At 34.9% G+C, this 24,209-nt stretch carries 15 protein-coding genes and 2 riboswitches; of the genes, 14 read left to right on the forward strand and 1 reads right to left on the reverse strand.

Annotated features, from left to right (window positions below; translation table 11 throughout):
* Positions 1-52 precede the first annotated feature (52 nt).
* The 3 genes from JOOMADRAFT_RS07315 (at position 53) to JOOMADRAFT_RS07325 (ending at position 5,852) form a co-directional block, all read left to right on the forward strand.
* Positions 53-2,545 (forward strand): DUF5686 family protein, encoded by a 2,493-nt coding sequence (locus JOOMADRAFT_RS07315; RefSeq protein WP_008612301.1) that lies wholly within the window; start codon positions 53-55, stop codon positions 2,543-2,545.
* A gap of 315 nt (positions 2,546-2,860) precedes the next feature.
* On the forward strand, positions 2,861-3,388 hold the full coding sequence (locus tag JOOMADRAFT_RS07320; RefSeq protein WP_008612302.1) for an inorganic diphosphatase: 528 nt from the start codon (positions 2,861-2,863) through the stop codon (positions 3,386-3,388).
* Positions 3,389-3,500: 112 nt separating this feature from the next.
* Complete coding sequence (locus JOOMADRAFT_RS07325; RefSeq protein WP_008612304.1) at positions 3,501-5,852, forward strand: sodium-translocating pyrophosphatase; 2,352 nt, start codon at positions 3,501-3,503, stop codon at positions 5,850-5,852.
* A 252-nt stretch (positions 5,853-6,104) separates the two neighbouring features.
* Here JOOMADRAFT_RS07325 and JOOMADRAFT_RS07330 read toward each other — a convergent pair whose 3' ends face one another.
* The gene (locus tag JOOMADRAFT_RS07330; protein WP_008612306.1) at positions 6,105-6,719 is read right to left on the reverse strand and encodes a deoxynucleoside kinase; all 615 of its coding nucleotides are present in this window, start codon (positions 6,717-6,719) and stop codon (positions 6,105-6,107) included.
* Between the two features lie 383 nt (positions 6,720-7,102).
* Between JOOMADRAFT_RS07330 and metK the strand changes: the two genes are divergently transcribed.
* The 11 genes from metK (at position 7,103) to metH (ending at position 24,186) form a co-directional block, all read left to right on the forward strand.
* Positions 7,103-8,359 (forward strand): methionine adenosyltransferase, encoded by a 1,257-nt coding sequence (gene metK, locus JOOMADRAFT_RS07335; RefSeq protein WP_008612308.1) that lies wholly within the window; start codon positions 7,103-7,105, stop codon positions 8,357-8,359.
* A gap of 230 nt (positions 8,360-8,589) precedes the next feature.
* Positions 8,590-8,705, forward strand: a riboswitch (SAM riboswitch).
* Positions 8,706-8,790: 85 nt separating this feature from the next.
* Positions 8,791-10,071 carry an O-acetylhomoserine aminocarboxypropyltransferase/cysteine synthase family protein gene (locus JOOMADRAFT_RS07340; RefSeq protein WP_008612310.1) on the forward strand — a complete coding sequence of 427 codons (1,281 nt, stop codon included), beginning with the start codon at positions 8,791-8,793 and terminating at the stop codon, positions 10,069-10,071.
* 4 nt (positions 10,072-10,075) lie between these two features.
* On the forward strand, positions 10,076-13,471 hold the full coding sequence (gene thrA / locus JOOMADRAFT_RS07345; protein WP_008612311.1) for a bifunctional aspartate kinase/homoserine dehydrogenase I: 3,396 nt from the start codon (positions 10,076-10,078) through the stop codon (positions 13,469-13,471).
* 261 nt (positions 13,472-13,732) lie between these two features.
* Positions 13,733-14,899, forward strand: a complete 1,167-nt coding sequence (locus tag JOOMADRAFT_RS07350; RefSeq protein WP_008612313.1) for a trans-sulfuration enzyme family protein — start codon at positions 13,733-13,735, stop codon at positions 14,897-14,899.
* 202 nt (positions 14,900-15,101) lie between these two features.
* Positions 15,102-15,374 carry a DUF2061 domain-containing protein gene (locus JOOMADRAFT_RS07355; RefSeq protein WP_008612314.1) on the forward strand — a complete coding sequence of 91 codons (273 nt, stop codon included), beginning with the start codon at positions 15,102-15,104 and terminating at the stop codon, positions 15,372-15,374.
* A gap of 56 nt (positions 15,375-15,430) precedes the next feature.
* Complete coding sequence (locus tag JOOMADRAFT_RS07360) at positions 15,431-17,536, forward strand: HEPN domain-containing protein (protein ID WP_008612315.1); 2,106 nt, start codon at positions 15,431-15,433, stop codon at positions 17,534-17,536.
* The gene (gene cobA, locus JOOMADRAFT_RS07365) at positions 17,523-18,284 is read left to right on the forward strand and encodes a uroporphyrinogen-III C-methyltransferase (RefSeq protein WP_008612316.1); all 762 of its coding nucleotides are present in this window, start codon (positions 17,523-17,525) and stop codon (positions 18,282-18,284) included. The genes JOOMADRAFT_RS07360 and cobA overlap by 14 nt, the downstream gene beginning before the upstream one ends.
* A 9-nt stretch (positions 18,285-18,293) precedes the next feature.
* Positions 18,294-18,878, forward strand: a complete 585-nt coding sequence (locus JOOMADRAFT_RS07370) for a precorrin-2 dehydrogenase/sirohydrochlorin ferrochelatase family protein (protein ID WP_008612317.1) — start codon at positions 18,294-18,296, stop codon at positions 18,876-18,878.
* A 63-nt stretch (positions 18,879-18,941) separates the two neighbouring features.
* On the forward strand, positions 18,942-19,997 hold the full coding sequence (locus tag JOOMADRAFT_RS07375) for an NAD(P)/FAD-dependent oxidoreductase (RefSeq protein ID WP_008612318.1): 1,056 nt from the start codon (positions 18,942-18,944) through the stop codon (positions 19,995-19,997).
* Between the two features lie 163 nt (positions 19,998-20,160).
* A riboswitch (SAM riboswitch) is annotated at positions 20,161-20,290 on the forward strand.
* Positions 20,291-20,389: 99 nt separating this feature from the next.
* A complete protein-coding gene (locus JOOMADRAFT_RS07380; RefSeq protein WP_008612319.1) occupies positions 20,390-21,397 on the forward strand; it encodes a homocysteine S-methyltransferase family protein in 1,008 nt (335 codons plus the stop codon).
* Between the two features lie 71 nt (positions 21,398-21,468).
* Complete coding sequence (metH, locus tag JOOMADRAFT_RS07385) at positions 21,469-24,186, forward strand: methionine synthase (protein ID WP_008612320.1); 2,718 nt, start codon at positions 21,469-21,471, stop codon at positions 24,184-24,186.
* Positions 24,187-24,209: the final 23 nt, after the last annotated feature.

Here is a 24,209-nt window from a genome sequence, read left to right on the forward strand (position 1 = left end):
CGTTAATATAACTTCACTGACTATCTTTAGCCAGTGAAGTTTTTTTATTTATATGAAGTACATACTATCCCTATTTATAATATTTTTTTCAATTACAGTAGCTGCTCAAACTAAAGTGAGCGGTATTGTTGTAGACAGTGAAGGGATAGAAATTCCTTACGCAAATGTAATGTTCCCAAATTCTTCTGAAGGGACTATTACTAATGAAGAAGGACGTTTTTATTTAGAATCCGACTCTACCTATGATATTTTGTCGGTTACTTTAATTGGGTACGCCTCAGAGGAAATAAAATTAGAAAAGAAAGTAAACTACGATTTAAAAGTAGTATTAAATGAAGGGGAGGAGCTAGATGAAGTAGTGCTTTATGTAGGAAAGCAGCCTAAAAAGGGGAATCCAGCCATCGAAATTCTTAAAAAAGTATGGGCAAAAAAACGTCAAAACGGAATTTATCTTTTCGATCAATATAAATATGATAAATACGAAAAAATAGAATTCGACTTTAATACTATTGACAGTGCTTTTATGAGCAAAAATATTTTCAAAGGGATGGAATTTATTTTTGATCAAGTAGATACTTCAAATGTTACCGGGAAAACATACCTCCCAATCTTTATAAATGAGGCCGTTTCGGAAGTTTATGGAGATAATAAAATGAACGAAAAGGTTGAAAGATTAGTCGGAAATAAAAATTCTGGATTCAATACAAATCAAAGCGTAATATCTTTTGTAAAAGACCTTTATGCAGATTATAATATTTACAATAACTATATAAAACTTTTTAATAAAAGTTTTGTGAGTCCGCTTTCAAAAACGGGAGTAGATGTGTATAATTATGTGCTAACCGATAGTTCTTATGTAGATAATAAATGGTGCTATAACATTGTTTATTATCCTCGAAGAAAAAATGAAATGACCTTTAAAGGGAATTTTTGGGTAAACGATACCACATTTGCAGTGAAAGATATAAATATGCAAGTCTCAAAAAGCGCCAATGTAAACTGGGTGAAGGAGCTTTATATTGAACAAGAGTTTGAGGTGTTAAGCGACTCTGTTTTTCTGCTGAAAAGAGATTATTTATTGAGCGATTTTAGTTTGCGTAAAAAGGAAGAGTCTCGTGGACTATACGGAAAAAGAACTACTGTTTACAATAATTATGAGTTTGATAAAGAGAAACCTAAAAGTTTTTATAATAAACGGGTAGATCCATATAATGAATTAATTTATAATCGAGATAGTACTTTTTGGGATCAAAATCGTTTAGAAAGTTTAAATGATGACGAAAAGGGAGTTTACAAAATGTTAGACACCTTAAAAACAGTTCCAAAATTTAAACGTTTATACGATTTAACAACCATTTTAGTTTCTGGATATGTAGAAATACCAAAACTTAATCTGGATTTCGGACCTATATATTCCAGTTTTGGGTATAACGAAGCAGAAGGAATACGCCTGAGGGCAGGAGGAAGAACGTACTTCGGACCAAACGACCCATGGCGATTGCAAGGGTATACAGCCTACGGTTTTAAAGATAAAAAGTTTAAATACGGGTTTTCAGGAAAGTGGCTTTTAGATAGAAAAAACCGACTCATAATCTCTGGTGGGACTAGAAGAGATGTAGAACAACTCGGAACAAGTTTAACATCTTCTTCCGATGTTTTAGGAAGAAGTTTTGCTTCTTCAGCAATTTTTACCGCAGGAAGTAATAATACGTTAACCGATTTAAACCTTACTACTTTCGGAATAGAATATGAGCCTGTAAAAAATTTAGTTTTAAAAACAGAAACCAATTTTAGAACCTTGCGTTCTGCCTTACCAGAAGATTTTAATTTAGATTATGTAGATCCAGATGCTCCAGGAGGAATCTCTAGTGAGACCAAGCAGTATGATGTTAATGTTTCTCTTGATTTTACCCCAGGAAGAAAAACTACAGGCTATGGAGTAGAGAGAAGTAATGTAAACAGTAATTTTGCACGTTTATATTTGGTATATACAGCAGGCCTAAAAGGCTTTTTGGAGAGTGATTTTAATTACGAGAAACTTCAGTTTTATTACCGTCAACCATTTCAATTAGGCGGTATAGGTCGTACTATAACCACAGTAGAAGCTGGGAAAACTTTTGGGGAAGTTCCGTTGAGTTTATTAAGCCCAATTCCTGGTAACCAAACGTATTTTTCTATATTTAATACCTTTCCTAACCTTAATTTCTACGAATTTGTAACCGATACGTATGTGTCTGGGCAGATAGAACATAATTTTAATGGTCGTTTATTTTCAAAAATTCCATTTCTTAAAAAATTAGATCTACGAGAAATTGTTGGTTTAAGAGCTGTTTGGGGAGAGATTTCTGATGCAAATATTGCTTTAAGTGCCCCCGCAGGTGCAATCCTTCGTGCACCAACCGATGAAGTGTATTACGAATACTCTTTTGGAATAGCCAATATCTTTAAAATTATCCGTATCGATTTTAATTTCCGAGGGAATTACTTAGATATTCCAGATGCCCGTCCTTTCTCAATTACTGGGAATTTGGAGTTTGTGTTTTAATCCACGTAGTGGTTTTTTGGTGGGTAGGTTGCCTTATTTAATCCTTCATGGAGTGTCTAATTCCTCCAGAGCCAATTCTGAGTATATTGAAGGGCTGTGCGTCGAGATGAGTTAAATTTGTTTTCTTTGAACAGCTTGTGAGCTTGCAACGAGATAGTTGATTAAGGAGTTAAATAATAGTTGGTGTTAATAGAACTATACATTTCTTTTGTTGCTTTTAATATTGGTTTTCATTACTTTTGCACTCCATTTTAAAGAATATATAACGAGTTTTGAGTTCATTATCTGAATTCAAAATTTATAATTTAAAAATAGATGAGTTCAGATCAAATAAAGACTTTCGATGTTTTAATCGAAATTCCTAAGGGAAGTAGAAACAAATACGAGTACGATTTTAAATTGAAAAAAATACGTTACGATCGTATGATTTTCTCTTCAATGATGTATCCTGCTGATTATGGTTTTATTCCTGAAACACTAGCGTTAGATGGAGATCCTTTAGATGTTTTAGTCTTGGTTACAGAGCCAACCTTCCCTGGTTGTGTTATGGAGGTAAAACCAATTGGCGTTTTCCATATGGAAGATGAAAAAGGACCAGATGAGAAAGTAATTTGTGTGCCAGTTTCAGATCCAATTTGGAATCGTGTAAATGATTTAAGCGAATTGAATCCACATTTAATAAAAGAAATCGAACACTTCTTTCAAGTATATAAAGACTTAGAGAAAAAGAAAGTTTCTATCGGAGGATGGGGAGCTTTAGAAGACGCAAAAGATATCGTTGCTAAATGTATCAACCGTTTTCAAGATAGCGACGTTCCTAGAGAAGAAGTTAGTATCGACTAAAAATAATCTTAGTTTTAAGATATTAAAAGCAACAACTGCAAAGTTGTTGCTTTTTTTATTCTATTGATTTCCTTACATTTATAAGAATATAATTACTAACTAACTTATAAATATGGAATCCAATATTATTTATGTACCTATCCTTATGGCCATTCTTGGCCTTATTTTTATGGGGATAAAAGCTGTTTGGGTGAAGCGCCAACCTGCAGGAAATGAGAAAATGAAATCTATCTCTAAGAGTATCCAAGAAGGAGCGCTTGCCTTTTTAAATGCTGAATATAGACTGCTATTAATTTTTGTTATTATCGCCTCAGTCGCTTTATTCGGAATTTCTTTAGTGGTAGACACTACAAGTTGGATGATTGTTCCTGCTTTTGTAATTGGAGCTATTTTTTCTGCCTTAGCAGGAAATATAGGGATGAGAATTGCTACAGAAGCAAATACTAGAACTACAGAAGCGGCAAAAACTAGCTTGCCGCAAGCATTACAGGTTTCTTTTGGCGGGGGTACCGTAATGGGACTAGGAGTGGCAGGATTAGCAGTTTTAGGACTCAGTTTGTTCTTTTTAATCTTTACGGGTCAGTTTTTAGATGGAGCAGGGTCTTTTTATGAAAATATGACGGTTGTTTTAGAAGCGCTTGCAGGCTTTTCTTTAGGAGCAGAATCGATTGCGCTATTTGCTCGTGTTGGAGGAGGTATTTATACCAAAGCAGCAGATGTAGGAGCAGATTTGGTGGGGAAAGTAGAAGCGGGAATTCCAGAAGATGATCCTAGAAATCCAGCAACTATAGCAGATAACGTAGGAGATAATGTAGGAGATGTAGCAGGAATGGGAGCCGATTTATTTGGGTCTTATGTAGCTACAGTTTTAGCGGCTATGGTTTTAGGAAATTATGTTATTCGAGACATGAGTATTAGTGCTCCTTTTACGGATGATTTTAATAATATGGGACCAATTCTTTTGCCGTTGGTAATTGCTGGAATTGGAATTTTAGCTTCTATAATAGGTACTTTCTTAGTAAAAATAGTTAATAATGATGCTAGAGAACCGCAAGTTCAAAAAGCGCTTGATACTGGTAATTGGACAGCTATTTTTTTGATGTTGCTAGCAAGTTATTTTTTAATAAAGTTCATGCTTCCTGAGGCAATGGATATGAAATTCTTTGGAAACGATTATACCGTGGCTATCCCATCTATAAATGTTTTCTGGTCGGCTTGTATTGGATTGGCAGTTGGGGCACTTATTTCTTATGTAACCTCTTATTATACAAGTCTAGGAAAAAAACCAGTACTAGATATAGTTCAAAATAGTTCTACAGGGGCGGGGACAAATATTATAGCAGGACTCGCTGTAGGGATGATGTCTACGTTTTGGTCGGTGTTATTATTTGCAGCAGCTATTTATGGGTCTTATGAATTTGCAGGATTTTATGGGGTTGCTATTGCGGCTTCGGCAATGATGGCAACTACGGCAATGCAATTAGCAATAGATGCCTTTGGGCCAATTGCCGATAATGCTGGTGGAATTGCAGAAATGAGTGAATTAGAGCCAGAAGTACGAGAGCGTACCGATATATTAGATTCTGTAGGAAATACAACGGCTGCCGTTGGGAAGGGGTTTGCTATTGCTTCGGCAGCTTTAACTGCCTTGGCATTATTTGCAGCTTATGTTACTTTTACAGGAATTGACGGAATTAATATTTTTAAAGCAGATGTTTTAGCGGCCTTATTTGTTGGGGGAATGATTCCTGTTGTTTTTTCCGCTTTAGCAATGAAGTCTGTAGGGAAAGCAGCTATGGAAATGGTGCAAGAAGTAAGGAGGCAGTTTAGAGAAATTCCAGGTATTTTAGAAGGAACGGGAAGACCAGATTATAGTAAATGTGTTGAAATTTCTACTAAGGCTGCTCTAAAAGAAATGTTATTACCTGGGTTATTAACCATTATAACTCCTATTGTAATAGGGTTGGTATTTGGTGCAGAACCTTTAGGTGGATATATGGCTGGAGTTTGTGTGTCTGGTGTAATGTGGGCAATTTTTCAAAATAATGCAGGTGGTGCTTGGGACAATGCAAAAAAATCTTTTGAAGCTGGGGTAGAAATAAATGGAGAGATGACGTACAAAGGATCAGATGCTCATAAAGCGGCTGTTACTGGAGATACAGTTGGAGATCCATTTAAAGATACTTCTGGACCTTCCATGAATATTTTAATTAAACTTACTTGTTTAGTAGGATTGGTAATTGCGCCTATTTTAGGAGGGCACTCTTCGGAAGTTATAATGACGTCTAAAGAGGTTATCCAAAAGGAGATTCGTGTAAATGTTGGGAGTGCGGATTTAGAACCAGCAAAAGCGGTAATAACTACCACTAAAACAGTAAATGGTAAAATTGTTACTGAAGAAAAAATTATTGAAGGAACTCCAGAAGAAATAGAACAACAAGTGAAGGATTTAAAAGAAAAGTAATTTGAATACCTCGTGGACTTGCTTCGAGGTAGTTGAAAACTATATTTTTTAATTGTAATCTATTGTAAATCAAAAAAATATAATTAAATTTACACTGAACTGTTGCTCGTAGTTTGAGTAGGATGCGAGTAACTTGGGGTAGTTTTGAGAAGCTAAAAATATTAATTGTAATATTTTTAGCTTCTTTATTTTTACTCACTCACTACTCCCAAGGGAGAATTAGATGCTAAAGTTTCTGCTGAGAAAAAGTCTTTAAAAGAGTCCGTTGATTTCGGCGTCAATTTTATTGATAATTTCTCCTAAATCTTCTGGATTGTCAACAAAGTTATACTTGTCAACATCTATAATTAGTAGTTTTCCTTTGTCGTATTGATGAATAAATGCTTCGTAGCGTTCATTTAACCTACTTAGATAGTCAATAGAAATAGAGTTTTCATATTCTCTTCCTCTTTTATGAATTTGATTTACCAAGTTAGGGATAGAACTTCTTAAATAAATTAATAAATCTGGAGATTGTACTAGGCTTTCCATTAATTGAAAAAGAGAAGAGTAATTTTTAAAATCCCTATTAGTCATCAAGCCCATGGAATGTAAATTGGGAGCAAAAATATAGGCATCTTCATATATTGTTCTGTCTTGAATAATTTTTTTTCCGCTTTCGCGAATTTCTAGAATTTGTCTAAAACGACTATTTAAGAAATAGATTTGCAAGTTAAAACTCCAACGCTCCATTTGTGTGTAGAAATCGTCTAAATACGGGTTGTCTACCACATCTTCAAAATGAGCTTCCCATTTGAAATGTTTAGAGAGTAATCTTGTTAATGTAGTTTTTCCTGCGCCTATATTACCTGCAATTGCAACGTGCATGGGGTCTATTTTTTTATATTGATAAATAACTTTGGTAAAGATACAAGAATAAGCCGCTTTGATAAAAAATAATTTTCTTTACGATGAGAAAAATAAATTATTTAAAGAGACGCAAACGATTGCTGCTAGCCCCGATTGCGCTAACTACCATGTAGTAGCAAAAGCGGGTAACAGCGAAAGGGAATAAGAAATTAAAAAAGGGCTCCAAATAAAAAAGTGTTAAACATTTTTCAGTTTCAATCTTATTCTTACATTTGTACCCAGAATTTTGAGGAAAGATTTGACTGATTGCCACCTCGTAAAAAAAGAGCTAAAGCAGTGATGAACTCCTTTAGACGCACCTGTCAAAATTCTTTCCCATTTAGAAGTTTAGAAATTACATTATGGCATATTTATTTACATCGGAGTCTGTTAGTGAAGGACATCCAGATAAAATTGCAGATCAAATAAGCGATGCGCTTTTAGACAACTTTTTGGCTTTTGATCCAGAGAGTAAAGTTGCTTGCGAAACTTTAGTAACTACTGGGCAAGTAGTGCTTGCCGGAGAGGTAAAAAGCGCTACGTATTTAGACGTACAGTCTATTGCTCGTGAGGTTATTAATAAAATTGGATACACTAAAGGAGCGTATCAATTTAGTGGAGATTCTTGTGGAGTTATTTCGTTAATTCATGAGCAGTCTCAAGACATTAACCAAGGGGTAGACAGGGCATCGAAAGAGGAGCAGGGTGCTGGAGACCAAGGGATGATGTTTGGGTATGCTACCAATGAAACCGAAAACTATATGCCTTTGGCGTTAGATATTTCTCACAAATTATTAATGGGACTTGCAGATTTGCGTCGGGAAGAAAAGGAGATTACCTATTTACGTCCAGATGCAAAAGCACAGGTTACTATTGAGTATTCAGATGATAATGTGCCGCAAAGAATAGATACCATTGTACTTTCTACGCAGCACGATCAATTTGATGCTGACGATGAGAAGATGCTAACTCAAATTAAGAAAGACATTTTAGAAATCTTAATTCCAAGAGTAGTTAAGCAGTTGCCAAAATATGTTCAGGAGTTGTTTAATGATACTATTAAATATCATATCAATCCAACCGGAAAATTTGTAATTGGTGGTCCTCATGGAGATAGCGGACTTACAGGAAGGAAAATTATTGTAGATACTTACGGTGGTAAAGGAGCTCATGGAGGCGGTGCTTTTAGTGGAAAAGATCCAAGTAAAGTAGACCGTAGTGCAGCATATGCTTCTCGCCATATTGCTAAAAACTTGGTGGCAGCAGGAGTTGCAGATGAGGTTTTAGTACAGGTAAGTTATGCTATTGGCGTGGTAGAGCCGACTTCTATTTTTGTAAATACGTATGGTACTTCTAAAGTAGGATTGAGTGATGGGGAGATAGCCAAAAAAGTAGCTCAGTTGTTCGATATGCGTCCGTTTGCAATTGAAGAGCGTTTAAAATTGCGCAATCCAATATACTTAGAGTCTGCTGCATATGGGCATATGGGAAAACAACCTCGTACAGTTACAAAGGTTTTTGAATCTCCATACAACGGTAGAATTGAAAGAGAAGTTGAGCTTTTTACATGGGAAAAGTTGGACTTTATAGATAAAGTAAAAGAGAGTTTTTCGTTATAAATAGATTTTTTAGTGATGATTTGGAAAAATGAATATATTTTCTGAATCTTTGAATCCCTCATAGAGGGTTTAATTTCAAGACGTTCTGCGTTGAAACGAGTAAAATTGTTTCATTTGATTGCTTTGTGGATTTGCTCCCGAAGTAGAAGATATAAAGCTTCATTAATATTATGAGGCGAGATTAAAGTTAATCCCACAATGTGGGAAAGTAGTTCAAATACATTTTGTAGATGTTATCAAGAAAGGCGGAAGGAATAGACCTGAAGATGCCTTAGCAACCCTTTGTCTCGAGGAAACTCAGATTGAGAAGGTGCTACATTCTACCACGTAAGTGGATAGATAACAAGAATTTAATTCTTACGCGTTTACGCTTTTCTTGTTAACACCTTAACAGTACTATTTTAAGTAGTACAAATTAAATTTTAAAAGAAATGAGTAAACAAAAATTTTCAACGGATGCACTTCATGCTGGGCATGATGTAAAAGCAAATGGTGGTACAAGAGCTGTGCCGATATACCAAACGTCTTCTTATGTTTTTAATAACGCAGACCATGCTGCAAATTTATTCAACTTATCAGAGGCTGGATATATTTACACGAGGTTAAACAACCCAACAAACGATGTGTTGGAGCAACGTTTGGCTGCTTTAGATGATGGAATTGCCTCTGTGGTAACAGCCTCAGGAACGGCGGCTATTTCTACTGCTTTGTTGGTGTTGTTAAAGGCGGGAGACCATATTGTAGCTTCTAGTAGCTTGTATGGAGGAACGTATAATTTATTGAGCAACACACTTCCTAGGTTAGGTATTACAACCACATTTGTAGACCCAGATGATGCGGCAAATTTTACAAATGCCGTACAAGAGAATACACGAGCCTTTTTTATAGAATCTTTGGGGAATCCAAAATTGGACGTGTTAGATATTAAATCGATTTCTGCGGAAGCAAAAAAAGCAGCACTGCCATTAATAGTAGATAATACAGTAGCTACCTCTTATTTGGTAAAACCTATAGAGCATGGAGCAAATATTGTTATTCATTCGCTAACTAAATATATCTGCGGTAATGGAACTTCACTTGGTGGAGTTATTGTAGATGCGGGTACTTTTAATTGGGGGAATGGTAAATTTCCAGAATTTACAGAGCCTTCTCCAAGTTATCATGGGTTAATTTATCATGATGTATTAAAAGAGGCTGCTTTTATAGCAAAAGTAAGAATAGAAGGTTTAAGAGATTTTGGAGGCGCGTTGAGTCCGTTAAATGCATTTCAAATTTTACAAGGATTAGAAACACTTCCTTTAAGAATAAAGAAACATAGCGAAAATGCATTGGAATTAGCGCAATGGTTAGAAAAACAAGCAGCAGTAACTTGGGTAAATTATCCTGGGCTTGAAAATAATAAATATAAAAAATTAGCAGAAGTGTATCTTCCAGAAGGACAAAGCGGACTCGTAACTTTTGGAGTTAAGGGAGGTTTTGAATCGGCTAAAAAAGTAGCAGATAACACAAAAATATTTTCCCTACTTGCTAATATTGGCGATACAAAATCGCTAATTATTCATCCTTCAAGTACAACGCATCAGCAGTTAAATGAAGAGGAGCAGTTAGCGGCTGGAGTAACTACAGATTTAATTAGACTCTCAGTAGGATTAGAAGATATAGAAGACTTAAAGTCGGATTTAAAAGAAGCATTTAAACAGATAAAAGCATAAAACGTTGAAAAACGAATTGTTACATATTACACTCAATCAGTACACAACGCTAAGCGGAGTTACGCAAGATTTAAATTTATCATACCAATTGTTTGGTAAGCCATTACATACAGCGCCTATTGTAATGGTGAATCATGCACTTACAGGGAATTCTGATGTTAGTGGAGAGAACGGTTGGTGGAAAGATTTAATAGGAGACGGAAAAGCTATTGATACAAATAATTATACGGTATTATCATTTAATATTCCAGGGAATGGTTATGATGGTTTTGTGATCGATAATTATAAAGATTTTGTGGCTAGAGATGTGGCAAACATCTTTTTGTTAGGTCTTGAAGTCTTAAAAATAGATGAATTGTATGCCTTGATTGGAGGTTCTCTAGGTGGCGGAATTGCATGGGAAATGGTGGCGTTAAAACCTGCTATTACCGAACATTTTATTCCTGTGGCAACCGATTGGAAGTCGACAGATTGGCTTATTGCAAATTGCCAAATTCAGGAGCAATTTTTGGTGAATTCTAAAAATCCTGTCCACGATGCTCGAATGCACGCTATGTTGTGTTACCGAACGCCAGAATCTTTTAAATCGCGTTTCCAACGAAGCACTAATGAAGAATTGCAAGTGTTTAATGTGGAAAGTTGGTTGTTGCATCATGGAAATAAACTTCAAGAGCGATTTCAGCTTTCGGCTTATAAATTAATGAATCAGTTACTAAAAACTATTGATGTTACCCGAGGAAGACCAGAGCATTTTAGTGTATTAGAAGCTATAGATGCTAATGTACATATTGTAGGGGTGAGCTCAGATTTGTTTTTTACTGCTGAAGAAAATAGAGAAACGTATAAGCAATTGGCGCAATCTAGCGACCGTGTGCGCTATGGAGAAGTAGTTTCGGTACACGGGCACGATGCATTTTTGATAGAATATGAACAATTAGAAAAAATAATAGGGGGCATTTTTGAATCTGCTCTTAAAGATAATAAGATGAAAGTATTAAAGTTTGGAGGGAAATCCTTAGCCAATGGTAAAGGAATCAATAATGTAGTTGAAATAATTGAAAACAAGGTAAAAGAAGGAGAGAAAATCACCGTAGTAGTTTCTGCTAGGAATAACGCAACCAATGAGTTGGAGAGTATTTTGGAAACGGCGGCAGATGGGCAGGATTACGAGCATTTATTTGATGCCTTTAAGAAATATCAAACAGAAGATTATAAAAATGCCAATTTATCTGCTGAGTTTGATAGATTAGAAAAACTGTTCTCGGGAGTGAGTTTGCTTGGAGATTATAGTGTAAAAATTAAAGATGAGGTTTTAGCACAAGGCGAAATTATTTCTGCTAAATTAATCACCAATATTTTAAAAGAAAAAGGAGTCAATGCCAATTTTACAGACTCTCGGGAGCTTATAAAAACAGATGAGAAATTTGGTGACGCACAACCCTTAGAAAAAATTTCAAAAGAAAATGTTTTAAAACATTTTGCAAAACATAATGGAACAACCGTTAATATTGTTACTGGATTTATTGGCTCTAATAAAAATAACGAAACCACTACTTTAGGAAGAAATGGAAGTAATTATACAGCTTCTTTATTGGCTAATTTTTTAGATGCTGGAGAATTGCAAAGTTTTACGCATGTAGATGGTATTTTTACTGCCAATCCAGATTTGGTGCCAAGTGCACAACGCATCGAAGAATTGTCGTTTAATGAGGCTAATGAGCTAGCAAATTTTGGTGCTACTATTTTACATGCAAAAACAATTATTCCGTTAATTGAAAAAAATATTCCACTTCGAATTTTAAATACTTTTAATCACGATAATAAAGGAACGCTTATTACTGCTAATCCTAAAAAGGAAGGAATAAAATCACTTTCAGTTTTAGAAAACGTAGCCTTAGTAAATTTAGAAGGACGCGGACTATTAGGAAAAGCAGGAGTAGATGCTAGAATTTTTAATGCTCTAGGGAAAAAAGACATCAGTGTAAGTATTATTTCACAAGGGTCTTCCGAGCGTGGAATTGGTTTGGTAGTAAATGCAAAAGATGCTACCGAAGCTATGATTTCTTTGGAGAAAGAATTTGAAAATGATTTTTACTCTAAAGACGTTAATAAAATTTCTGTGGTAGATGATGTTTCTGTAATTTCTATCATAGGTCAAGATTTGAGTACGTTCCATAAGCCTTATAATGCGTTGATTAAAAACCAGGTAATTCCTATCCTTTTTAATAATACGGTAACAGGGAAAAATGTGAGTTTAGTAGTTAAAAAATCTGAACTTCATAAAGCATTAAATGTTATTCATGGAGAGATTTTTGAAATCTGTAAGAAAATAAACATAGCTATTTTCGGACATGGATTGGTAGGAGGAACTTTAATCGATCAAATTCTTACTTCAGCAGCTAATATAGAAGAGCGTAAACATTTAAAACTGAATATTTTTGCAGTTTCTAATTCAAGAAAATTAGTACTTTCAAAAGAAGGCATTAATTCAGATTGGAAAAAAGAAATAGAGAATAGTAACCAACCTGCAACTATTAAAGATGTAATTGCATTTACGAAAGCAAATCATCTAGAAAATTTAATTGCTATAGATAATACGGCAAGTAAAGATTTTGTTGCAAATTATACCACTTTGGTGGAAAATGGCTTTGATTTAGTGTCGTCTAACAAAATTGCAAATACCCTCGATTTTAAATTTTATAAAGAGTTGAGAAGTTTACTTGATAAAAATCAGAAGCAATATTTATATGAAACTAATGTTGGAGCTGGGCTTCCTTTAATAGATACAATTCGTATTTTACATTTATCAGGAGAAAATATCACTAGAATTAGAGGTGTATTTTCTGGAACTTTAAGTTATTTATTCAATCAATTTTCTTCAGAAGAAAAAACTTTTAATGAGATTCTAAAAGATACTATTGATAAAGGATTTACAGAGCCAGACCCAAGAGAAGACCTTAACGGAAACGATGTTGGTAGGAAGTTGTTAATTTTAGCTCGTGAATTGGATTTGAAAAATGAATTTGAAGATGTTAATATTCAGAATTTAGTGCCCGATGGATTAAGAGATAAAGAAGTGCCAGAATTTTTACAGAGTTTAGAGGCGTTTAACGCTCCATACCAAGAAATTAAAGATAATCAAGAAGAAGGAAATGTACTTCGTTATGTTGGAGATTTACATGGAGATTTGCAGCAAGATAAAGGAATTTTAGATGTTAAGTTGGTGTCTGTCCCAGCAGACAGTGTTTTAGGACAAGTAAAAGGGGCTGATTCTATTTTTGAAATTTATACAGAATCTTACGGAGACCGGCCAATTGTAATTCAAGGAGCAGGAGCAGGAGCAGCAGTTACCGCTAGAGGTGTTTTTGGAGATATTCTTAAATTAGCCGAAAGAGGGTAAGTTAGATAGAGAGTTAAAAAGTTGAACGTAAAAAATTGAAGAATTGAAAGATTGAAAGATTGAAAGATTGAAAGATTGAATTATTGAAATAAGTTAAGTTATACAATTAACGACTAACAACTATTAACGAACAACTGTTAACTAATAACAATTAACGAATAACGAATAACAATTAACCAATAACTATTAACAAACAAACAACAAAACACAGGGAAGAGTTGAACTTTAAAACCATCAACTTTTCAACTTTAAACATATATTATGAGTAAAAAGCATTTTGAAACGGAGGCAATCCGAACACAGATAGAACGAACCGAATTTTTAGAGCATTCAGCACCTTTGTACTTATCTTCTAGTTTTGTATTTGAAGATGCTGAAGATATGAGAGCGTCTTTTGCAGAAGAAAAAGACCGCAATTTATACAGTCGTTTTACAAATCCGAATACTACAGAATTTGTAGATAAAATCTGTAAAATGGAAGGAGCAGAAGCAGGTTATGCATTTGCTACAGGGATGTCGGCTGTGTTTTCAACCTTTGCAGCATTATTAAATAGTGGAGATCATGTGGTTTCTGCACGTTCTGTATTTGGTTCTACGCATGCTTTATTTACTAAGTTTCTTCCTAAGTGGAATATAGAAACTTCTTATTTTAAGGTGGATGAAGTTGCTTCAATTGAAAAATTGATTCAGCCAAATACAAAAATTCTTTTTGCAGAAACACCTACAAATCCTGCTGTAGATGTACTGGACTTAGAATTTTTAGGAGAAATAGCAAAAAAGCATAATTTAATATTGATAATAGATAACTGTTTTGCAACTCCCTATTTACAAAAGCCAATAGATTTTGGAGCGCATATTGTGGTGCATTCTGCTACCAAATTAATAGATGGACAAGGGCGTGTTTTAGGAGGAGTTGCCGTAGGACCAAAAGATTTAATAAGAGAAATTTATCTATTTTCAAGAAATACGGGGCCAGCCTTATCTCCTTTTAATGCTTGGGTGCTTTCAAAAAGTTTGGAAACTTTAGCAGTTCGTGTGGATCGCCATTGTGAAAATGCTTTAAAAGTAGCAGAATTTTTAGAGTCGCATTCCAATGTTAATTTTGTAAAATACCCTTTTTTAAAGTCGCATCCCCAATACGAAGTGGCAAAAAAACAAATGAAACAAGGAGGAAGCATTGTAGCTTTTGAGATTAAAGGCGGTGTAGAAGCAGGAAGAGAATTCTTAAACGCTATAAAAATGTGTTCGCTATCTGCTAACTTGGGAGATACTAGAACCATTGTAACACATCCTGCGTCTACCACACACAGTAAATTATCTGAGGAAGACAGATTGGAAGTTGGAATTTCGGATGGATTGGTTCGTGTATCTGTAGGATTAGAAAATGTAGAAGATATTATTGAAGATTTGAAACAGGCTTTGAGATAAATACAAACTCAAGTCCTTAATAAATAAATAATTACTAAAGGTTACAATTTAATGTAGCCTTTTTTTTGTGTCTTTTTTTAAGGATTTGATATTCTTTAGTTAAAAATACCCAAAAACGTTGGGATTTCTCGAATTATGTATTACTTTCGCTTTTAAATTCTATTAACCTATCGATTAACTAGAGTAATAAGAAAGATTGACGATGATTTTAGATAAAGTATTACAAGGAAATAGCTTTAAAGGGCGTTCGGAGATTACAGATAAAGATAAAGTTTCGAGTGATAAACTAAGTAGAAGTATAGCAAAATCGATAAGCTGGAGGGTTGTTGGAACATTAGATACTATATTAATATCTTGGTTTGTTACCGGAACTATAGAATTAGCATTATCAATTGGGTTTATAGAGTTAGTAACTAAAATGACACTGTATTTTTTTCATGAGCGCCTTTGGGAGCGAATTAAATGGGGAAAATAAAAGACCACGAACAAACTCACTTTGTGAGGAATTATGAATAACGGAAAATAGAAAACATGCAAAGTTTTAGAACAGAGATAGAAAATCCCGTTGTCGAAAGAGACATTATAGAATTAGAAAAGAAAATTCGACTTTTTAGAGAAGGGAAAGTAGATGAAGAACGCTTTAGAAGCTTACGATTGGCTCGTGGAGTCTATGGTCAGCGTCAAGAGGGAGTGCAAATGGTTCGAATAAAGTTGCCTTATGGAAAGGTTACTGGGAATCAATTGTTACGTATTTGTGATGTTTCGGATGAATATTCTAGAGGAAGATTACATATTACCACCCGTCAGGATATTCAAATTCATTATGTAAGTTTAGATAGAACTCCAGAATTATGGGCAGAGCTTGAACAAAGCGATGTAACAATTAGAGAAGCTTGTGGAAATACGGTACGTAATATTACTGCAAGTCCGGAAGCGGGAGTCGATCCAAACGAACCTTTTGATGTTACTCCTTATGCGCATGCAGCTTTTCAGTTTTTCTTGAGAAACCCTATTTGTCAAGAAATGGGACGTAAATTTAAGATGTCGTTTTCTTCTACAGATAAGGATTCGGCTTTATCTTATATTCACGATTTAGGTTTTATTGCAAAAGTAAAAGACGGTCAAAAAGGTTTTAAAGTAATGTTGGGAGGTGGGTTAGGCTCACAGCCTCGTCATGCAGATTTAATGTATGAGTTTATACCAACAGACCAAATTATTCCTTTAATAGAAAGTGTATTAAGAATTTTTGATCGCCATGGAGAGCGTGCAAAACGTTTAAAAGCGAGAATGAAATTCTTACTTAAAGATGTAGGATTAGATGGATTTTTACAATTAATAGAAGAAGAAAAGTTAGCACTTTCTTATCATTCATACCCTATAAGTGAAGAAGGTTTTGAATTTGATCGTTCTGTAGTAGATTCAATTTCGGTTCCAAAAGTAGATTTAAAAGATGTTGATGGATATGAGAAATGGAGAAACTCTAATGTATATCAGCAAAAACAAGAAGGCTTATTTTCAATCGGAATAAAAGTTCGTTTAGGCGATTTTTATACAGATAAAGCTAGAAAACTAGCAAGTTTAATTCAACGTTATGCGGCAGATGAGTTACGTTTAACTTTACGTCAAGATATTTTAATCCGTCATGTAAAAGCAGATTTATTACCGCTGTTTTATTTAGAGTTAAAAGAACTTGGATTTACAGATTTAGGGTATAATTCTACTGCAGATATTACTGCTTGCCCAGGTACAGATACGTGTAATTTAGGGATAGCGAGCAGCACAGGAATTGCAGAAGTGTTGGAGAAAGTTTTAGAAGAAGAGTATCCTCAGTATAGAGATAACAGAGAAGTTGCTATTAAAATTAGTGGCTGTATGAATGCTTGTGGACAACACAATATGGCGCATATTGGTTTTCAAGGGATGTCAATTCGTACAAAAGAAAAATTAGTAGCTCCTGCGCTTCAAATATTATTAGGTGGTGGTGTTGTAGGAAATGGAGAAGGTAGATTTGCAGATAAAGTTATTAAAATTCCTTCAAAAAGAGGACCTCAGGCACTGCGTTTAATTTTAGATGATTATCAGCAACATAAAGAAAATGGAGAAGATTTTTTGGCGTATTACGACAGAAAAGAGCAAATGTATTTCTATGATTTTTTAAAACCTTTATCAGATACAGATAATTTAAATGAAGATGATTTTGTAGATTGGGGGCATGATAAAGCGTATGTTCAGGAAGTAGGAGTTGGAGAATGTGCTGGAGTAGTTATAGATTTGGTTGCTACACTTTTATTTGAAAGTGAAGAAAAAATAGAAAAAGCGCAGTTTTCTTTAGAAGAGAAAAAATGGGCAGATAGTATTTACCAATCGTATACCTCATTAATAAATACTGCAAAAGCATTATTAATAGGAGAAAATAAAAAGACCAATACCCAAGCGGGGATAATAAATCAGTTTGACGAAGTGTTTGTCGCACCCGGAAAGATTTCACTAAACACCACTTTCCATGATCTCGTTTATCAAATTAAAATTAATAAACCATCTGAAACATTTGCAAAATCGTTTTTAGAAGACGCGCAAGCTTTTTACAAAAAAGCAGATGCTTTCAGAAGATTAGAATTAGCTAATGCAGACAAATAACCAACCAAAACTGACTTTAATAGGGGCAGGTCCGGGAGATCCGGATTTGCTTACTATTAAGGGTATGAAAACTTTACAAGCTGCCAATGTTGTTTTATACGACGCATTGGTGAATCCACAATTATTGGATCATGCGCCAAATGCGGAGCATATTTTTGTGGGAAAAAGAAAAGGATGCTATGCATACCAACAAGAACAAATAAACGAACTTATTGTAAGTAGCGCTAAAGCTCATGGACATGTAGTGCGTTTAAAAGGAGGCGATCCTTTTGTTTTTGGAAGAGGATCTGAAGAAATGGAGTATGCAATTGCTCATGGAATTGAAACTGATTTTGTGCCTGGAATTTCTTCTGCTTTGGCAGTACCAGCATATCAAAATATTCCGTTGACAAAAAGAGGAAGTTCAGAAAGTTTTTGGGTAATTACGGGCACCACCAAAGCTCATAAACTATCAAATGATGTTGTTTTAGCTTCAAAATCATCTGCAACTGTGGTGATTTTAATGGGAATGAGTAAGCTTTCAGAAATAACAACTTTATTTAAAAATGAAAGTAAACACGAAGTGCCTGTTGCTATTATTCAGAGTGGAACAACACCAGAAGAAAAAATAGGAATCGGAACAATAGCTACTATAGAAACTGTGGTTGAGCAACAAAAACTTACCAATCCAGCAATTATTGTAATTGGGGAGGTGGTAAACCATAGAGAAAAGATATTGGAAATTAGTAGCCAAGTTGCTACAGTATAATTGAAGAGGATGGAAACGGGAGAACGGAATGAATTATATCCAGTTTTTTTAAAAGTAAATAACCTTAATATACTAATTGTTGGAGGAGGAAATGTTGCTTTAGAGAAGCTTACTTTTTTACTAAAGTCAAGTCCAAATGCAAAAGTGCAAATGGTGGCGCCACACTTTAGAGAAGAAACTATTAGTAAGGCAAAGGCTCATAATGTAGAAATGATTACAGATGTGTATGCTGAAAATTATTTAACAGCTAAGCATATTGTTATAGCTACAACAGATAAAGAAGAAGTAAACGTTAAGGTTTATAAAGATTGTAAGGAACAAAATATTTTGGTAAATGTAGCCGATAATCCGCCATATTGCGATTTCTATATGGGGGGGATTGTAACCAAAGGAAATGTGAAAATAGCCATTTCTACTAATGGGAAATCTCCTACTACAGCCAAAAGATTACGTCAGTTTTTTGAAGAAGTGATTCCAGAGAATATCGATGATCTTGTTCAGAACTTAAATGAATATAGAAAAACCATCAAGGGGAATTTTGAGGAAAAAGTTGAGAAACTAAACGAATTTACCAAGAGTTTAGTGGAAAAATAGAAAAAGAAAAAGTTAGAAATGTTATTGTAAATCCCATAACGTAAATGGGGAAAGTTAAAAGTCATGATTAAAACAGATATACTAATAATAGGAGCAGGGCCAACGGGATTATTCACTGTTTTTGAAGCGGGATTATTAAAATTGAAGTGCCATTTAATTGATGCCTTACCACAACCAGGAGGGCAATGTTCTGAGATTTATCCAAAAAAACCAATTTATGATATTCCTGGTTTTCCAGAGATTTTGGCTGGCGATTTGGTAAAAAATCTTTTAGAGCAAATTAAATCTTTTGAACCTACTTATACCTTGGGAGAAAGAGCGGAAACGATTGAAAAATTAGAAGACGAAAGCTTTATTGTAACCACCAATAAGGGAACAAAACACCATGCGCCAGTAGTTGTAATTGCTGGAGGATTAGGAAGTTTTGAGCCTAGAAAGCCACAGTTAGAAAATATAGATAAGTATGAAGATAATGGGGTTTCTTACATTATAAAAGACCCAGAAGTTTACAGAGATAAAAAAGTATTGATAGCTGGGGGTGGAGATTCTGCCTTGGATTGGTCTATTTATTTAGCCGATGTTGCTTCGGAAGTTTATTTAGTACACCGCAGAAATGAATTTAGAGGTGCCTTAGATTCTGTTGAAAAAGTAGCAGAACTTTCTAAAAAAGGAAAAGTAGAGTTAATTACCGAAGCAGAGGTAACGCAGCTACATGGAGAAGATACATTGGAAGCGGTAACCGTAAAACATCTTAAAAATGGCGAATCTCATGTGGAGGTAGATAATTTTATTCCACTTTTTGGATTGTCACCAAAGTTAGGACCAATTGCAAATTGGGGCTTGGAGATAGAAAAGAATGCTATAAAGGTGAATAATGCGTATGATTATTCTACCAATATTCCGGGGGTTTATGCTATTGGCGATGTAAATACATACCCTGGGAAATTAAAGTTAATTCTTTCTGGTTTCCATGAAGCAGCAGTAATGTGTCAGAGTGCTTACCAACGTATTTTTCCAGACAAAAAATATGTAATGAAATATACAACTGTTGGTGGAGTTCAAGGATTTGATGGAACTAAAAAAGAAGCTAAAAAAGAAGTGATTAAAAGTATTGTTTAAGAGCAATTTCTTTTAGAATTTATAAAAAGCAAATCCGTTGAAAGATACAGATTTGCTTTTGTTTTTTAGAGACATTTTTTTCAGAATAAATTAAACAAGAGGCATTTGCTTAACAGTAAAATGTGCGCTATATTTGCATCAAAATTGTTCATAATTTTATTGAACGTTATCAAGAAAGGTGTAGGGATTAGACCCGCAGAAGCCTTAGCAACCCTTTATGTACTTCAATTAACAAGGAAGTTTTCTTAGAGAAGGTGCTACGTTCTACCGTAGATAATACGGACAGATAACAAAAAGACTTCCTTTTTTTTATTTCACACCCTCTTGATATACATATTACAAATTACGCTTTGAAGCGTATAATTATTTTATACTATTTTAAGTAGAACTGAATGAAGGATATTAGAAAAGAACTCGAAAAGAGAATTTTAGTGCTCGATGGAGCTATGGGAACGATGTTGCAGCGCTATAAATTTACTGAAGAAGATTTTCGTGGAGAGCGTTTCAAGGACTTTGAACACCCTTTGCAAGGGAATAATGACCTGTTGTCTTTAACCCAACCAAAGGCAATTGCAGAAGTTCATGCAAAATATTTTGAGGCTGGAGCAGATATTATAGAGACCAATACATTTTCTGGGACTACTATTGCAATGGCCGATTATCATTTAGAAGACATTGTTTACGAATTAAATTACGAATCTGCTAAAATTGCTAAGCAAGTAGCGGATAAATTTACTGCAGAGAATCCTGAGAAACCTCGTTTTGTAGCAGGTGCTATGGGACCTACAAATAGAACAGCAAGTATGTCTCCAGATGTTAACGACCCAGGGTATCGAGCAGTTACTTTTGATGAACTTCGTATTGCATACAAGCAACAAGTAGAAGGGTTGGTAGATGGTGGAGTGGATGTTTTATTAGTAGAAACTATTTTTGACACTCTAAATGCTAAAGCAGCTTTATTTGCAATTGAAGAAGTAAAAGAAGAGCGAGGAATTGATATTCCAATTATGGTAAGTGGTACAATTACGGATGCTTCGGGGAGAACTCTATCAGGACAAACTGCAGAGGCTTTTTTAATAAGTATATCTCATATTCCACTTTTAAGTGTAGGTTTTAATTGTGCCCTTGGAGCCGATCAATTATTGCCATATGTAAAACGATTATCGCAGCAATCGCCTTTCTATATTTCAGCTTATCCAAACGCAGGCTTACCAAATCATTTTGGAGAATATGATCAAACAGCTAAAGAAATGCAAAAATTGGTGCGTAATTATATGGAAGAATATGTGGTGAATATTGTAGGAGGATGCTGTGGAACTACTCCAGATCATATAAGGTTATTGTCGGAAATAGCTTCGGAATTTGAGCCAAGAAAAGTAGTAGTTGAGAGCTATAATTAAATGAATAATTGTCATGCTGAGCTTGTCGAAGCATAGGGTCATGAATAAAGAATAAGGAAGGACTATAAACGATGAACGACGAACGAATAACGAATAACGATAAACGAAAACCGAAAAGCGAAAAACGAAAACCGCTAGTTTTATCTGGTTTAGAACCTTTGGTAATTGATGGGAACACCAATTTTGTAAATGTTGGAGAGCGAACTAATGTTACAGGTTCTCGAAAATTTCTTCGGTTAATTAAAGAAGAAAATTTTGACGAAGCATTAGAAGTAGCAAGAGCTCAGGTGGAAGGAGGAGCACAGATCATCGATGTAAATATGGATGAAGGGATGCTCGATGGGAAATGGGCAATGGTGAAGTTTTTAAATTTGATTGCTGCGGAGCCAGATATTGCACGTGTTCCAATTATGATAGATAGTTCTAAATGGGACATCATAGAAGCTGGACTTCAAGTTACGCAAGGTAAAGGGATAGTAAATTCTATCAGTTTAAAAGAAGGAGAGCCAGAGTTTATAGAGCGAGCAAAATTGATAAAACGTTACGGAGCAGCTGTAATTGTAATGGCATTTGATGAAGTTGGTCAAGCAGATTCTTACGAAAGACGAATTGAAATTTGTAAGCGTTCTTACGATATTTTAGTTGAGAAAGTTAAGTTTTCTCCTCAGGACATTATCTTCGATCCAAATATATTTCCAGTAGGAACAGGGATGGAAGAGCACCGTCAAAATGCGGTAGATTTCTTTCGTGCTACTAAATGGATTCGGGAAAACCTTCCTCATGCGCATATTAGTGGAGGGGTGAGTAATGTGTCCTTTTCCTTCCGTGGAAATAATACAGTAAGAGAAGCAATGAATGCTGCCTTTTTGTATCATGGAATACAGCATGGAATGACTATGGGGATTGTAAATCCTGAAATGTTAGAGATTTATGATGAGATAAATAAAGAATTATTAGTTTACATTGAAGATGTACTCCTTGATCGAAGAGAGGATGCTACAGAGCGTTTACTTGATTATGCTGAAACGGTAAAAGGCAATGGAAAAGTAAACGAAAAGCAAGCGCAAGAATGGCGTAGTGGTACTTTACAGGAACGAATTACGCACTCCTTAGTAAAAGGAGTTTTAGAATTTGTAGAGGATGATGCAGAAGAGGCTCGCCAAGCAGTAGATAAACCCATTGAGGTTATCGAAGGGTATTTAATGAATGGAATGAATGTAGTTGGAGACCTCTTTGGAAGTGGGAAAATGTTTCTGCCACAGGTAGTAAAATCTGCTCGTGTAATGAAGAAAGCAGTAGCTTATTTATTACCATATATCGAAGCAGAAAAAGATGAGAGGTCTCGATCAGCCGGAAAGGTTTTAATGGCAACCGTAAAAGGAGATGTTCATGACATAGGAAAAAATATTGTAAGCGTTGTTTTAGGTTGTAATAATTATGAAATTGTAGACCTTGGAGTGATGGTGCCGCCAGAAAAAATAATTCAAGCGGCTATAGACCAAGAGGTAGATATTATAGGGCTTAGCGGACTTATAACGCCATCGTTGGATGAAATGGTTTATCTGGCTAAAGAGTTAGAGAAATTAAATTTAAATATTCCAGTAATGATAGGTGGGGCTACAACTTCACGTGCGCATACGGCTGTAAAAATTGCTCCTGAATATTCTAAAACTGTAGTCCATGTAAACGATGCTTCTCGTGCTGTAAATGTAGCAGGAAGCCTAATGAATCCGAAGCTGAAAGAAGCTTATGGTGTTTCATTAAGAAGTGAATATGATAAACTTAGAGAAGGATTTTTGAATCGTTCTCGTGAGAAGAACTTCTTAACCATTGAACAGGCTAGAAAGAATAAATTACAATTAAATTGGGAGGAATTTACGCCTGAAAAACCAAATTTTATTGGGGTGAAACAGGTGGAAATTTCTTTAGATAAATTAAGACCATATATAGATTGGACTCCTTTTTTTAGATCGTGGGAATTACATGGAAAGTATCCTGCTATTTTAGAAGATGAGGTAGTTGGTACCGAAGCTACAAAACTATTTGCAGAGGCTACAACAATGCTAAATAGTATTATTGATGAAAAGTGGCTTACCGCAAAAGGGATTTTAGGGATTTTTCCTGCAAATCAAGTAGATGATGACGATATACAGTTGTATGACGAAGCAGGGAAAGAGTTGAATAAATTCCTAACCTTACGTCAGCAATCAGAAAAAAATAAGCGTGCTTCTAATATAGCATTGGCAGATTTTATAGCACCAAAAGAAATTGGAAAACAAGATTATGTGGGAGCTTTCTGTGTTACAACTGGTTTTGGAGTAGACGAAATATCTGATAAATATGTTAAAGATTTAGACGATTATAATTCGATAATGATTAAAGCACTTGCCGACCGATTAGCAGAAGCCTTTGCAGAGTATTTGCACGAGCAAGTTCGTAAAGAAATTTGGGGGTATGATTCTGATGAGAAGTTGTCTAATGAAGAGCTTATTAAAGAGAATTATAAAGGGATTCGTCCGGCTCCAGGATATCCTGCTTGTCCAGATCACTTGGAGAAAAAAGTAATTTGGGAAGTTCTAAATGTAGAAGAGGAAATAGGAGTGAAGTTAACAGATAGCCTTGCCATGTGGCCAGCATCATCAGTATCAGGGTACTATTTTGCTAATCCTGAAAGTAAATATTTTGGTTTAGGGAAAATTAAAGAAGACCAAGTTGCCGATTATGCAAAGCGTAGAAATATTAGTATTGAAGAGGCTACAAAATGGCTAAATCCTAATATTGCGGATTAGAAAAAGTTAAAAAGTAGAAAGTT

The organism is Galbibacter orientalis DSM 19592 (assembly GCF_000260115.1).
Taxonomy (GTDB): Bacteria; Bacteroidota; Bacteroidia; order Flavobacteriales; family Flavobacteriaceae; genus Galbibacter; species Galbibacter orientalis.